The organism is Rhodoluna sp. (assembly GCF_024639375.1).
Taxonomy (GTDB): domain Bacteria; phylum Actinomycetota; class Actinomycetes; order Actinomycetales; family Microbacteriaceae; genus Rhodoluna.
Genome location: NZ_JAHEIM010000006.1, coordinates 39181 through 53012, shown reverse-complemented (window position 1 = coordinate 53012; position 13832 = coordinate 39181). Strand labels below are relative to the sequence as shown.

Here is a 13832-nt window from a genome sequence, read left to right as displayed (position 1 = left end):
CAACGTTAACCTTGCATTCTTATTCGGTTCACAGCACGGCCCTACTTTGGCAACATGTTGAACATTTCAAAAACACTTTCGCGCACTCTGCTTGGAGCCGCTGCTGCGGTTGCCATTGCCGCTGCATCTTTTGCAGCTCCCGCTTCAGCCGAGACCACCTATGCGGTGCCTACTGCACCCGAGGTAACCTCAGCCACCGTCGTTCAAGGCGGAGTAAAAGTTACTTGGAAGGCAGCTACTGCTGAGCCAAAGGTAACTAACTACGTAATCACCGGTGGCGTTGGCTCATGCCCAGTTATCGTTCCGGCAAGTGCTCACAGCGCGGTTATCCCGGCGCTAAATAAGAACGACCTTTACATCTCTGTTCTTGCGTCAAATGCTTATGGCCTATCGCCAGCCGGCACTTGGGATGAAGCAATCACCCCAAAGACCATTGCACGCAGCACCATCAAGTCTGTTCAGGTGCTTCAACTAAGCGACTTCCACGGTGCAATCGAAACTACTTCAAGCAACATTGGCGCACCAATCTTGGCGACAGCTTTTGCTGAAGAACGCAAGAACGTTGCGGCAACCGTGACACTTTCTTCTGGTGACAACATTGGTGCTGCACCGGTTATCTCAAGCGCATTCGACGAAATGCCAACCATCGAAGAAATGAACGCAATGAAGTTTGACGCTTCTACGTTTGGTAACCACGAGCACGACAAGAACCTGACTCACCTCAAGTCGGTTATCGCTGCCTCTGACTTCAAGTGGGTAGTTAGCAACTACGACACCGTTAGCCCGCTAAAGGCAAGCGCAACAAAGTTTGCAAGCAAGTTCACCATCATCAACCGTGGTGGAGTGAAGATCGGTGTTGTTGGTATGAACACACCTGAGACCGTAGACACTACTTTCCCAGGCAACCTTGACTACGCAACTGGCAAGTCAATCAAGATTCAGGCAGGCACTGGCTCAACCGTTGCTGCAATTCAGGCAGCTAAGAAGGCTGGCGCTGACCTAGTTATTGCTTTGGACCACGAAGGTTGGACTCAGAGCTTGGCTGGCAAGGCACTTGGTGGCTTGGTTGAAGATGCAAAGGCGCTGTCAGGTGCTGCAGTGGTCTTCGGTGGCCACTCGCACCAGCAGTTCACATCAGTGATCAACGGTCGATTGACTGCAGAAGTTAAGAACGCAGGTGTTCAGTACACTCGCACTCAGATCTGTGTTGACACTGCAAAGAACCGCGTGCTTGGTTCATCAATCGACTACATCAACAAGGCCGACGTGCCTGCGACTTACAACGCTGACGCGACAGCAGATGCTATCGCGACCAAGTACAAGTCGCAGATCACTGCTAAGTACGACGTGAAGATCGGCGTTATGTCAGCAATCGCACCTCGCGGTGGTACACCTGCTGTTGAGCGTTCGAGCGAAGCTGCACTTGGTTCATATGCTGCGGATGCAGTGCGCGCCAAGTACAACACTGACCTTGTGCTTCTAAACGGTGGCGGAATTCGCGACACCTTCCCAGCGGCAACCTACAAGCCAGCCGACACAAGCCTGCGTCGCCCGGCTACTGGTTCAACTGGCCCTTACGACGTGACTCTTGGTGACGCCTATGCAGTGTTCCCATTCGGTAACTCGGTGAGCATCGCTTCTCTAACTGGAGAGGGAATCTGGGCGGCTCTTGAGAACGGTGTTTCTCAGTACCCATCAGCTGGTCGCTGGCCACAGGTGAGCGGCATCAAGTTCACCGTTGACACCACTAAGGCTGCTGGCTCTCGCATCACTGCGGTGACCAAGACCGACGGCACTGCAATTGCCAAGGACTCAAAGGTTTACTCAGTGGCAACCGTTGACTACATGGTTTACGGTGGCGACGGCTACACCCAGTTTGACCCAAGCAAGGTTTCTGTTCGTGACCTACTTGTTGACGTTTTCGCTGACGCACTGAAGAAGGATCTCGCTGCTGGCAAGACCACAGTGATGGCAACCGACGGACGCATCACCGTAATCAAGTAATCAGGACCAAGTCGCAAAGTGGCCACCCTTCGAGGTGGCCACTTTTGTTACTCCGCGAAAGTGTTTTGAGATTTCACCAAGCGCGCATAAGCGCCGTTGGCGGCAAGTAATTCTGGGTGCGTTCCGCGCTCAACGATTTCACCTTTATCCAGAACCAAAATGATGTCGGCATTGGCCACGGTTGACAAACGGTGAGCAATTGCGATGGTGGTTCGATTGGCAGTCGCAGCATCGAGAGTAGCTTGCACGATGCGTTCCGAATTGGTGTCCATGGCACTTGTTGCTTCATCCAAAATAATTACTGGCGGGTCTTTCAGAAGCACTCGCGCAATAGCAATTCTTTGTTTCTCGCCACCACTTAGTCGATAACCGCGCTCACCCACCATGGTTTCGTATCCCTTGGGAAAGCTCATAATCACATCGTGGATGTTTGCTGCTTTGGCTGCATTCTCAATTTCAGCCTGAGAGGCCGAGGGCTTGGCATAGGCGAGGTTTTCGCGAATGGTGTCATAAAACAGGTATGTCTCTTGATTCACGATTCCAATTTTTTGAATCAACTCTTCTTGATTGAGTTCTCGAACATCGGTACCGGTAAATTTCACGACCCCGCCAGTCACGTCATAAAAGCGGGGGATTAGATAACTGATTGTGGTTTTGCCAGAACCAGAGGCTCCGACAATTGCTACATATTGCCCCACTTCAACTTTGAAGCTCACGTTTTTGAGAGTTGGCTCCGTGGCGCCTTCGGTTTCAGGGTAAGCGAAAGTCACATTCTCAAATTCAAGCGTGCCGAGTAAAGCTTGGTTTATTGCTTTGGTTTCTTTTTTATTTGTAATTGAAGGTTTCAAGTCAAAATACTCAAAGATACGTGCGAATAGCGCCTGAGAGGTTTGCAGATCCAAAGAGATTTGCATCAGGTTCATCATTGGAAATAGCAGACGAGCCTGGGCAGTGGTGAAAGCAACCACCGTTCCAACCGTGATTGGTTCAACGTTGAGAATTAGGTATCCAGCGCAGAGATAAATGATTGCTGGAATAGATGACATGAACACCTGCACCAAAGCAAAAAATGTTTGACCGCTCATGGTCTGTCGCACCTGCAAACCAATTTGGTTTTTGTTTTCGGTCTCATAGCGAGAAATCTCGCTTGCTTGGCGGCCGAAGCTCTTAGCCAGCAGGATTCCACTTACACCCAAAGATTCCTGGGTGATTGACGACATCTCGCTCAGGGACTCTTGAGTTTTGCTTGCGATCTTGGCTCGCACCTGGCCAACTTTGCGCTGCAGCAGAACCATCAGCGGCAACATCACTACTGCTACGAGTGTCAATTGCCAGCTCAGCAGCAGCATGGCCACAAAGGAAGCCAACACGGTCACGGTGCTTCCCAGGATGCTGCTCATTGTGTTGCTGAGCACTCCGGCCACTCCGCCAACGTCATTTTGCAGTCGAGATTGAATCGCTCCAGTTTTGGTCTTGGTGAAAAATGCCAATTCCATGGCTTGCAGGTGGGCAAACATTCGAACGCGCAAGGAGCCCATCACCTTGTTTCCCACATTTGAGGTTAGGTAGGTTTGCCAGACGCCGAGCACAGCAGCCAACAGCCAAATACCAATCATGCTCAACACGAAAACCATCAGAAGGTTTAGTTCCGGCGTTCCCGAAGAGGGGAACAGCGCGTTATTAAAAGCTCCCTGAATCAAGAGCGGTGGAATCACCGATAGTGCCGCAGAAAGGAAAACTAAAACTGCTGTGCCAATGAGGGGCCGCTTATATGGAGCAAAGAGTTGGAAGATACGCTTCAGAAGGTTCTCAATTTTTGGAGCTGAAGCATTGCGTGCTCGAATCTGTTCTGGGTCAGTCGAGAATCTTCCCATTGGTCCGCCACCATGCATGCTCATTGTTTGAGTCTAAAACCCTGGCCAACTTGGCTAGTCAAATGCGGATTCTTCGAGGTTTAGGTTGAGTAGTCTTTTGGCATGGATATTTCAAACATCAACTGGCTTGCAGTTTTCGTAGCGTCACTTTCTTCATTCGCGATTGGTGCAATCTGGTTTGGGCCAAAGACCTTTTACCCAACTTGGATAAAGGCGCAAGGGCGAGAAGTGCCAACCGAACGCATTGAAATGAGTGGTGGCGAAACCGCGCTTATGTTTGGCGGCACCTATGTTGCTGCACTAGTGCAGGTAGCTACATTAGCCATCATCATCGAGTTGGCGCGTGCAGCATCAATCACCGTTGACTGGAGCACCGGAGCCGTAATTGGATTTGCTTTCAGCGTTGGACTTGGAGCCTTTGGTTCACTTTCGCACCGCATGTTTGGCCAGGCCGACCACAAGGTATACCGATCAATCAAGGTGTGGTTGATTGAAGTGGGTCAAGACGTCTTGGCAGTTACCGTGGCCGGAATCATCCTGGGAGCCTGGTTCTAAACCAAAGAACTTAAATAAAAAAACCCCGACCACGGTCGGGGTTTTTATTGAATTACTTCTTGCAGTTGCAGCTACCGCCGCAGCATCCGTCTGACATGGAGTCTCCTTGTTTATGGAGGCGAACTATTCGTTCGTCGTTATCAGTATGCGCTTTGATTCTGTGAAATCAAGTGGGCTCGCTATGAGCGAACTTCGCCTCTTGGGCCAATTACTACGGCACCGGCAGGCACATCCTTAGTGACTACTGCATTGGCGCCAATTTTGGCGTTGTCGCCGATGGTGATTGGGCCCAGAACAACCGCGGTGGCGCCAATAATCACGCCGTTGCCGATGGTTGGGTGGCGTTTGCCGTCGGTGATTTCGCTGGCCCCAAGGGTGACACCGTGGTACAGCATCACGTCGTCGCCGATGATTGCGGTTTCGCCAATTACAACGCCCATTCCGTGGTCGATAACTACGCGGCGGCCAATTTGTGCGCCTGGGTGAATTTCAATGCCGGTCCAGAAGCGAGTCCAGAAAGCGTGGATGCGGGCGGGAATGCGCCAACCCCAACCCCAAAGCATGTGGGCCACCTGATGTGACCAGAGTGCGTGAAGACCCGGTGAAGTCAAAAACAGTTCGAACGCCGAACGGGTGGCTGGGTCGCGTTCTACGCCAGCCTTGAAGTCTTCACCGGGTCTTATCAAAGTCCCTTTAGTTTAGTCGAGGTCTGCAAGGTCCTTGTAAAGCACGGTTGAAAGGTAACGCTCACCGAATGAAGGAATGATCACAACGATCTTCTTGCCAGCAAATTCTGGGCGCTGTGCAATCTGGTTTGCGCCCCAAAGCGCCGCACCAGATGAAATACCGGCAAGGATGCCTTCTTCTGCACCCGCACGACGAGCCCACTTGATTGCTTCTTCGGTAGGCGCGTCAAGAACCTCGTCATAAACGTGCGTGTCAAGAATGTCTGGAACGAAGTTTGGGCCGATTCCCTGAATTGGGTGACCAGCAGGTGATCCACCGTTAAGAATCGGTGACGCTTCTGGCTCGATTGCGAAAACCTTGATGTCTGGGTTCTTCTCTTTTAGAACTTGCCCAACACCGGTGATGGTTCCACCAGTACCGATACCAGCAACGAGAGCTGCAACTTCACCGTTGGTGTCGTTCCAGATTTCCTGTGCAGTTGTGTGGCGGTGAATCTCTGGGTTCGCTGGGTTAGCAAACTGACGAACCAAAACAGCACCCTGAGTTGCGCCGATTTCTTCGGCCTTTGCAACTGCACCGCGCATACCTTCGGCAGCTGGCGTTAGCACTAGCTCTGCACCATATGCACGAAGCAAGGTGCGACGCTCACGGCTCATTGAATCTGGCATGGTCAAAACTACTCGGTAGCCACGAGCTGCACCAACCATTGCAAGCGCAATGCCGGTGTTGCCTGAGGTTGCCTCAACGATGGTGCCACCAGGCTTTAGTTCGCCTGACTTCTCAGCTGCGTCAACCATGGCGATGCCGATGCGGTCTTTAACGGTTGCACTTGGGTTGTAGAACTCAAGCTTGGCCAAAACCTCAGCCTTGCTGTCGATGATTCGGTTAATGCGCACCAGGGGAGTGTTTCCTACTACCTGGGTGATGTTGTCGTAAATCGCCATGAGACTTCCTTGTTTTGAGGGTTGATTACATCTGTTGCAAATATAGCCAGCCACAAACACTCGATTGAACGTGTTTCTGAGTGTTACGGCCATCGGCTAGCCTGTGAAATGTGAAGAGACTATTGCTGGGGATAAATCCGTGGTTGCCGGTCTTTGCCTTTGTAACCATGTTTCACACCATGCGCGGCAGCACCGTTGATGCCATCATTTTTGGCACCGGTACGGCCCTTTTGATTGCCGACTGGAAAAAGCTGATTCCTTGGCACATGCCAGAGCGACCGAAAGTAAGCCCTTGGGTGATCGCCGCGGTGATTGCGGTTAGCGCTTCGGTGCTGTTTTTCTCTGAGCGAGCCGGCTGGCAAGACTTCGTGCTCTTCTTTGTATTGGCTCCCGTGGCTTTGGTCATGGTCTATTACCGTGACCACGGGCCAAAGCCTTCGGCTACCAAGGTGATGAACCGCACCAAGTGGATCTGGGTCACTCTGGCCCTATTTATGGCTGTTTCGGAGCTTTTTGCCTACATTTTTGCCAACGTATATAAAGATGACACCACTTATCCGACGGTTTCGATCTTGATACACCCTTATTTAGAGTCGAACTGGGGTCGCGCAATCTTTTTGACCGTTTGGATGCTGATTGGCGTTGGCTTACTCAGAATCACTCGAGGTCGTCGCTAATGCCTCCGATTCCAGTCATTGAGTATGTCGCTGTGATCCTCATTGGGGTTGTCATTTGGTTACTCGGTCGCATTCGCCCAGATGTGATTGCACCTTTTGGTCGACTAATCGACCGCATCATGCACCACCGCAATACCCGCCTGGCCCTAATGGTGGTCTGGTGGTGGCTGGGCTGGCACTTCTTCACCGATAAATAGGGACCGTGCTCAGCGATCCGTTCTAGTCAGGTTTACTGGCACGTGCTAGGATAATCCAAAGTTTTCTCTCAATGTTGCGAGCAAAGGATTATTCATCGTGGAATACAGAGATTTTGGGCAGACTGGCTGGAAAGTCAGCGAAATTGCTTTCGGTGGTTGGCAGCTTGGCGGCACATGGGGTGAAGTCAATGACGACGATTCCGTCAAAACTCTCTTGCACGCCTATGAAAAGGGAATCAACTTTGTTGACACCGCCGAACTCTACGGGCGTGGCCGAAGCGAATCGGTGGTGGGTCGCTCTCTGAAAGAGTGGACTGGCAACAAGATTTATGTTGCCACCAAGATTCAACCTGTGCAGTGGCCAGATGCTGATGACGACAATCCTGAAATGCGCGGTCGTTACCCGAGTTGGTATTTGCGTCAGGGTGTTGATTCGGCGCTTCAGCGCCTAGGTGTTGAACGTCTAGATCTTTTGCAACTTCACTGCTGGGCCCCTGATCTGGTGCACTCGCTTGATTGGTTAGAGACTTTGAACGACCTTCGTCTCGAAGGAAAAATTGACCAAATTGGTGTTTCACTTCGTGACTACAGACCGAACGAAGGTATTGATCCAGCAAAGTTAAACCTGGTTTCATCGGTGCAGGTGATTTTCAATATGTTTGAACAACGACCTGCAACAGAAGGTTTGTTCGATGTATGTGGGCAAACCGGCACTGCAGCAATTGCAAGAGTGCCACTCGATTCCGGGGCACTCTCAGGTTTGTGGACTCAAGATACGCCAAATACCTGGTTGCCTGGCTCAGTGCCTGCAGAACTATTTGGTGGCGATCGATTTGCAAAAGTATTTGAGCGAGTAGAGCAGCTCAAAAAAATTGTTGAGCCTTACTATTCATCACTTGGTGAAGCCGCAATGCGCTATTCGCTTAGCTCGCCAAAGGTATCCACCACCATTCCAGGCATGAGCAATTCAAGAAGCGTAGACCGCAACGTTGATTACTCGGATGGTCAGGAATTTCCGGCCGAACTAATCGAAAAAATTGCGGAGTTCAACTGGCCACGCAACTACTACAAAATCAATAGCCCGGCCTAAGGAGTTTCGAATGACTGAATTTAGAAATGTGCAGGCAGAAGTTCTGCGCCCGGGTCAAATTCGTGAGGCCCTTGCCAAAAAATCTGTTGTCTATATTCCAATTGGTGCAACTGAGTTTCACCAAGAGCATCTTCCAATTGGCCTTGACACGTTGAACGCACACGGCATCACATGCCTCACTGCGTCTCGGTTCGGTGGCGTTGTGCTTCCTCCGCTATATGTTGGAACCGGAGGGGGGCACAAAACCTATCCGTGGACCATCATGATGGATGGCGAAGCTGAAATACGTTCAATTTTGATGAACACCTTGAAGCGACTCAACGATTTTGAAGTGAAGATTGCCGTCTTGTTCAGCGGACACTTTGCGCCAGAACAACTAGAGATGATCGATTCAATTGCAGCAGATTGGAACCAGGGCGCAAGCCAACTAAAGGTGCTGCCGTTAGCAATCAACATGCCTTTGGATGATGCACCAAGCCCCGACCATGCCGGCTTTTTTGAAACTACTGTTTTATCTAGATTCCAGCCTGAAACCATAGATATCAGCGCTTTGCCAAACCTGGAAGATCACCCCGCAGATGACCCAGACGGTGACCCCTACGGTCTGCACCGACATGATCCGCAACATGTGCTTTGGGGTGTCTTTGGGCCAGACCCAAGAAACTATCGCCCAGAAGACGCTAATGGTTTGGTGCTGAAAATCAGCGACAAGATAATCGCCAAGATTTCAGAAATTAGCTAAAAAAGAAAAACCCCGGGTCAAAGACTCGGGGTTTTTCTACGTCGCAACTATGCGAAGTTGGTTCCGCCGGCAACAAATTTGATTGGTAGCTTCGAGAATCCACGCACTAGTTGTTTCACCCAACGCTCTGGGAACCCTACGATGCGAATCTCATCAGATTGTTCAAGAATTACTTCAACTGCCAGACGAGCCATCAAACGCGCAAGCGGTGCACCCATACAAGCGTGAATTCCATCGCCGAAAGATGCCAACTTGGTTTGCTTTGAAAAGTCTCGGGTTAGATCAAACTCATCCGGATTTTCGAATACGCGTTCGTCGCGGTTGGCCGAGCCCTGAAGCAGCATGACTCGAGAGTTTGCAGGAATCGTAACGCCCTGAAAAACTAGTTCAGCGGTTGTTTGGCGCGAAACGTTTTGACCAGGAGTGTCATAACGAAGTACTTCTTCGATGAAGTTGGTAATCATCGATGGGTTCTCTCGAAGGAATACCTGAAGGTGCGGAAATTTGTCGAGGACTGCCACGCAGTTTGTTAGCAGTGCTGAAGGTGCATCTGTTGATGCAGAGTAGATCAAGTGGGCGAGGCCAACTACTTCGTCATCGTCAACCTTGCCTTTTTCTACCGAGGCAAGCACCTGCGTGATCACGTCTGAGACGTTTGCGTCAGCGCCAGCAGCCAACTCATCCATACGCTTTTGAACCACAGAGTGAATGTACTCTTCAGCTTCAAAGTTTGAAGTCGAAGCGTCTTCAGGAACACCCAGCTCACCGACGGTGCGCACCATTGAGCGGCTTAGGTGGTCGACTAACCAGTTAATGTCTTCTTTTGAGCCAGGCAAGCCAATTAGTCGGGTTGTTGTGGCAAATGCTAAAGGCAAAGCAAATTCGGTGGCAAAGTCACCGCCGCCATTCTTTTTCATGTCATTCAGAAGCTCTTTAGCAACAAGTCGCATTCCATCTTCTTTAGCCAGAATTTCACGCAAAGCAAACACGCGACGAACGGCTTGGCGCAAAGCGGTGTGGCGAGGAGGATCCTGAGCAACTAGGTTGCCCTTGCCGTATGAATCGTGGGTGCCATCGATGTCATTGCCAAACTTGCTCACCATGTGCTCGTGGTTCTTAAAGGCAGCCATTACGTCCTCATAGCGCGAGAGCACATAGACGCCTAGGCGTGGGCTGAAGTAAACCGGGGCCTTGTCGCGTAGTTGCTTGTATACGTCATAAGGGTGGTCGTAAATTGCGTACGAAAGTGGATCGTAGAAAATATTTGAACCTTCTGGCGGCTCAACTATCGGCGCCTTTACAGTGGTCTCCTCGGTGTCGGCATCCATGCGCATCACAATTGGCTTTGCCTCGGTTTGTGGCGTATTCGCCGAGCTCGGAAGCACGGCGCCTGAGTAAGGGCAAACCTGAGGTTGGGTCGAATCTTCATTTTGCTTCATTGCAAATACTCGCTTTCAGAACTTGTGTAAGAAACACTAGCACGTGCTAGTATCTTGTCAAGAAACTGAGCAAGTTTGCAAAGGAGCAAGTTCGATGGGGCAAAACCAAGTTCCCACTGTTGCAATTGTTGGTAGCGGCCCTTCTGGCTGCTACACAGCCCAGTTCCTGCGCAAGCGGTTCCCCGACGCCCAAATCACGATCTTTGATCGATTGCCCATGCCTTACGGTTTGGTTCGATTCGGTGTTGCTCCAGATCACGCAGGCACAAAAGCGGTGACCCAACAATTCGATCGCCTTTTTGAACGAGACGGCGTGAAGTTCGTGGGCAGTATTGAAGTAGGAAAAGATAAAAGCCTTGAAGAGCTGCGCGCTGAATTTGATGTTGTGGTCTTGGCTACCGGCTTAAGCGCAGATCGCCAACTTGGAATTCCTGGGGAAGAGAAAAATGGGGTTTATGGTTCAGGTCGAATCACCCGCCTGATAAATGGTCACCCCGACGAATCACTCGAAGGTATTCAATTGGGAGAGCGAGTAGTGATTGTAGGCCAGGGAAATGTTGCGATGGACTTGATTCGTTTGAGTCTGACTCATCCTGAGGAACTTGCTGGTGTGGGCGTTGATCGCGAAGTGGCTGATTTGATTGCTCACAGCATGTTGAAGCAAATTGATGTTGTTGGCCGGTCTGAAATTTCCGACGCAAAGTTTGATGTTGCCATGGTGAAAGAGTTGGGCAAGATTGCAGATGTGCGATTCACATCAGATGCACCAATTCTGGGCGAAGAGGGCGACCCTGAAACTCAAAAGCGCATTGACGCCATTAATACGTTGGTAGATAACTCGCCAGTCACGGCGGGTCGAGTCGTCAATTTTCACTTTGGGTGGGTGCCTTCTGAAATAAATGGCGAGCAGCACGTATCCGAGGCGATATTTACCGCCAAGCACACGGGGGAGCGAAAAGCTTTGCCAGCCGACGCAATTTACACCGCGATTGGCTTCACCGAGGCAGAAGCAGCAGCGGTTAAGCGTGACGCACACATCAGTGAGATAACTGACCTTGAGACTGGGCGACTTGCTCAGGGTCTTTACTGCGTGGGGTGGCTACGGCGCGGACCCCGAGGCACAATACCTGCAAACCGTGCCGATGCAAAAATGGTGAGCGAAGCGATCATCGAAGATTTTGAAAACAACCAACTAGAGAAAGTAACTGTTTAACCATGAGCAAAAAAGTAGTGATCCTTTTTGGTACTGAGTCAGGCAACGCAGAATTCGCCGCCGAAGACATCGCTGCAGAGATTGACGGTCGCGATTCCGAGGTTGTCGACATGACTGACTTTGATATAGCCGACTTTACTTCGGATAACTTCTACATCATCATTTGCTCGACACACGGTGAGGGCGATCTTCCTAGTGGGGCAGTGCCATTTTATGGGGCCCTTGAAGCTGATACTCCAGACCTATCTGGGGTTGAATTTGGTATTTTTGGCCTAGGCGACAGCAGCTATGAGAACTACAGCAAGGGCAGTGAGCGCATCGACGAAAAGCTGCGAGATCTGGGCGCAAAGCGGGTTGGCGACTATGGTCGCCACGATGCCGACACCGGCACATTGCCTAATGCGTCAGCAGTGGCTTGGTCGCAGGAGTTGCTAGCTAGCCACTGAAAATAACGGTTTGGAATCGGATTTAGGCTTTTTCTGAGATTTGTCCCCGCGAGGGCACAAATGTTAGTATGTTAGGACAAAGTAGTTCAAGCCACCGATTTAGAAAGTTGTACAGCGGAGTATGACCGAGCGAAGCAAACCATTCGACGTAATCACCATTGGCCGCGTCGGCGTTGACATTTATCCTCAGCAAATTGGCGTTGGTCTTGAAGACGTCACCAGCTTTGGCAAGTTTCTTGGCGGAAGTGCAACCAACGTTGCGGTTGCGGCTGCTAAATACGGCTTGAAGTCAGCGGTAATCACTCGCACAGGCAATGACCCATTCGGCAAGTACATACACGAAGAGCTAGTGCGTCTCGGTGTTAGCGACGAATTCGTTTCTGGAGTTGAAGGTCTGCCGACTCCGGTTGTCTTCTGTGAGATTTTTCCACCGGATGACTTTCCGCTTTACTTCTACCGCGAACCAAAGGCTCCAGATCTGGTCATCAACCAAAACGAACTTGACCTCGATGCAATTTCTCAGGCAAAGATTTATTGGTCAACCGTGACTGGCCTAAGCCAAGAGCCGTCTCGCACAGCACACCACGTTGCTTGGGATGCTCGCGGCCGCAAGGAACACACCATTCTGGACCTTGACTACCGCCCGATGTTCTGGTCAACGCCAGAGCTAGCAAGCGAGCAGGTGGCTAAGGCGCTTTCAAAGGTGACTATTGCAATTGGCAATAAAGAAGAGTGCCAGGTTGCTGTTGGTGAAACCGAACCAATGCGTGCCGCCGATGCGCTGCTTGAGCGCGGTCTTGAAATTGCAGTTGTGAAGCAGGGTCCTAAGGGAGTGCTTGCTAAGACTCGCGAACAGACCGTTGAAGTTCCTCCTTATTTTGTTGATGTTGTAAATGGCCTCGGCGCCGGCGACAGCTTTGGAGGCGCATTCTGCTACGGCTTGTTGCAAGGTTGGGAACTAGAGCGCATCTTGCGTTTTGCAAACGTTGCAGGTGCGATTGTTGCCAGCCGTTTGGAATGTTCTACTGCAATGCCAACCTTCGAAGAGGTTGAAGATATCCTGAAGGGAATGAAGTAATGACTTTGGATTTTGCAAAGCTTCGCGAAGACCGCGCTGCTCACCCAGAAAAACTTGCTGAGATTTATTCAGCGCGTAGCCGTCGAAATGTGGTTCAGGGCGATGGACGTTTATTCATCATTGCCGCCGATCACCCAGCTCGCAATGCACTTTCAGTGCGCGACAACGCACGCGCTATGGAAAACCGCTACGACTTGATCGAGCGTTTGGCTACCGCGTTGTCTCGCCCCGGCGTAGACGGCGTGCTTGGCACCCCAGACATCATCGACGATCTAGCTTTGCTTGGTTGCCTTGAGGGCAAGCTCGTGGTTGGTTCACTAAACCGCGGTGGTCTTCGCGGTGCATCCTTCGAAATGGACGACCGCATCACTGGCTATGACATCAACGGAATCGTGCGTGACGGTCTTGACTTTGCCAAGATGCTAAACCGTGTAAACCTCGGTGATGCCGGCACTTCAAACATGCTTGAGTATTCACACAACGCGGTTAGCCAAGCTGCAGCCGCAAAGTTGCCAATCATGCTTGAGCCGTTCATGAGCGAATGGGTCAACGGCAAGATTCGCAACGACCTTTCAACCGATGCAGTGATTGACTCAATAAGCATCGCAAGCGCACTTGGCAATTCATCTGCTTACACCTGGATGAAGTTGCCAGTTGTAGAAAACATGGCACGCGTGATGGAATCAACCACGTTGCCAACGTTGCTACTCGGCGGTGACCCAGTTGGTGATCCAAAGGAAATCTATGACTCATGGGGACGCGCCCTTGAGTTGCCAGGAGTTCGAGGCCTAGTTGTAGGTCGCAGTCTTCTTTACCCACAAGACGGCAACGTCGCCGTCGCAATCGACACCGCCGTAAAACTAGTACACGGTTAACAAGAAAAGGA

The 13832-nt window shown here is 51.0% G+C and carries 14 protein-coding genes; 10 read left to right on the top strand and 4 right to left on the bottom strand.

The window, feature by feature from the left end; all coding sequences use genetic code 11:
- The first annotated feature begins 54 nt into the window (after positions 1-54).
- A complete protein-coding gene (locus Q0L28_RS03190; protein WP_296631499.1) occupies positions 55-2004 on the top strand; it encodes a 5'-nucleotidase C-terminal domain-containing protein in 1950 nt (649 codons plus the stop codon).
- A gap of 47 nt (positions 2005-2051) precedes the next feature.
- Here Q0L28_RS03190 and Q0L28_RS03185 read toward each other — a convergent pair whose 3' ends face one another.
- A complete protein-coding gene (locus tag Q0L28_RS03185; RefSeq protein ID WP_296631505.1) occupies positions 2052-3896 on the bottom strand; it encodes an ABC transporter ATP-binding protein in 1845 nt (614 codons plus the stop codon).
- 84 nt (positions 3897-3980) lie between these two features.
- On the opposite strand from Q0L28_RS03185, the gene Q0L28_RS03180 reads away from it, so the two are divergent.
- Positions 3981-4433, top strand: coding sequence for a DUF1761 domain-containing protein (locus Q0L28_RS03180; RefSeq protein WP_296631495.1), 453 nt, complete (start codon positions 3981-3983; stop codon positions 4431-4433).
- Between the two features lie 179 nt (positions 4434-4612).
- Here the strand turns inward: Q0L28_RS03180 and cysE are convergent, their stop codons facing one another.
- Positions 4613-5119, bottom strand: a complete 507-nt coding sequence (gene cysE, locus Q0L28_RS03175; RefSeq protein WP_296631492.1) for a serine O-acetyltransferase — start codon at positions 5117-5119, stop codon at positions 4613-4615.
- A gap of 12 nt (positions 5120-5131) precedes the next feature.
- A complete protein-coding gene (cysK, locus tag Q0L28_RS03170) occupies positions 5132-6064 on the bottom strand; it encodes a cysteine synthase A (RefSeq protein ID WP_296631488.1) in 933 nt (310 codons plus the stop codon).
- Between the two features lie 110 nt (positions 6065-6174).
- Here cysK and Q0L28_RS03165 point away from each other — a divergent pair, with 110 nt between their 5' ends.
- The 4 genes from Q0L28_RS03165 (at position 6175) to Q0L28_RS03150 (ending at position 8770) form a co-directional block, all read left to right on the top strand.
- Positions 6175-6741: a hypothetical protein gene (locus Q0L28_RS03165; RefSeq protein ID WP_296631485.1), complete on the top strand. Its 567-nt coding sequence runs from the start codon at positions 6175-6177 to the stop codon at positions 6739-6741.
- Entirely contained in the window at positions 6741-6938 is a 198-nt protein-coding gene (locus Q0L28_RS03160; RefSeq protein ID WP_296631482.1) for a DUF6186 family protein, read from the top strand. Before Q0L28_RS03165 ends, Q0L28_RS03160 begins: the two co-directional genes overlap by 1 nt.
- 97 nt (positions 6939-7035) lie before the next feature.
- The gene (locus Q0L28_RS03155; protein ID WP_296631479.1) at positions 7036-8028 is read left to right on the top strand and encodes an aldo/keto reductase; all 993 of its coding nucleotides are present in this window, start codon (positions 7036-7038) and stop codon (positions 8026-8028) included.
- A gap of 10 nt (positions 8029-8038) precedes the next feature.
- Positions 8039-8770 carry a creatininase family protein gene (locus Q0L28_RS03150; protein WP_296631478.1) on the top strand — a complete coding sequence of 244 codons (732 nt, stop codon included), beginning with the start codon at positions 8039-8041 and terminating at the stop codon, positions 8768-8770.
- A 47-nt stretch (positions 8771-8817) separates the two neighbouring features.
- On the opposite strand, the gene Q0L28_RS03145 is transcribed toward Q0L28_RS03150, so the two are convergent.
- On the bottom strand, positions 8818-10209 hold the full coding sequence (locus Q0L28_RS03145) for a cytochrome P450 (protein WP_296631474.1): 1392 nt from the start codon (positions 10207-10209) through the stop codon (positions 8818-8820).
- Positions 10210-10303: 94 nt separating this feature from the next.
- Here Q0L28_RS03145 and Q0L28_RS03140 point away from each other — a divergent pair, with 94 nt between their 5' ends.
- The 4 genes from Q0L28_RS03140 to Q0L28_RS03125 all read left to right on the top strand — a co-directional run bounded on the left by Q0L28_RS03140 (position 10304) and on the right by Q0L28_RS03125 (position 13821).
- Positions 10304-11422: an FAD-dependent oxidoreductase gene (locus tag Q0L28_RS03140; protein ID WP_296631471.1), complete on the top strand. Its 1119-nt coding sequence runs from the start codon at positions 10304-10306 to the stop codon at positions 11420-11422.
- 2 nt (positions 11423-11424) lie between these two features.
- Positions 11425-11868, top strand: coding sequence for a flavodoxin domain-containing protein (locus tag Q0L28_RS03135; protein WP_296631467.1), 444 nt, complete (start codon positions 11425-11427; stop codon positions 11866-11868).
- 121 nt (positions 11869-11989) lie between these two features.
- Positions 11990-12946 carry a 5-dehydro-2-deoxygluconokinase gene (gene iolC / locus Q0L28_RS03130; RefSeq protein ID WP_296631464.1) on the top strand — a complete coding sequence of 319 codons (957 nt, stop codon included), beginning with the start codon at positions 11990-11992 and terminating at the stop codon, positions 12944-12946.
- Entirely contained in the window at positions 12946-13821 is an 876-nt protein-coding gene (locus Q0L28_RS03125; protein WP_296631462.1) for a deoxyribose-phosphate aldolase, read from the top strand. Before iolC ends, Q0L28_RS03125 begins: the two co-directional genes overlap by 1 nt.
- The last annotated feature ends 11 nt before the right edge of the window (positions 13822-13832 follow it).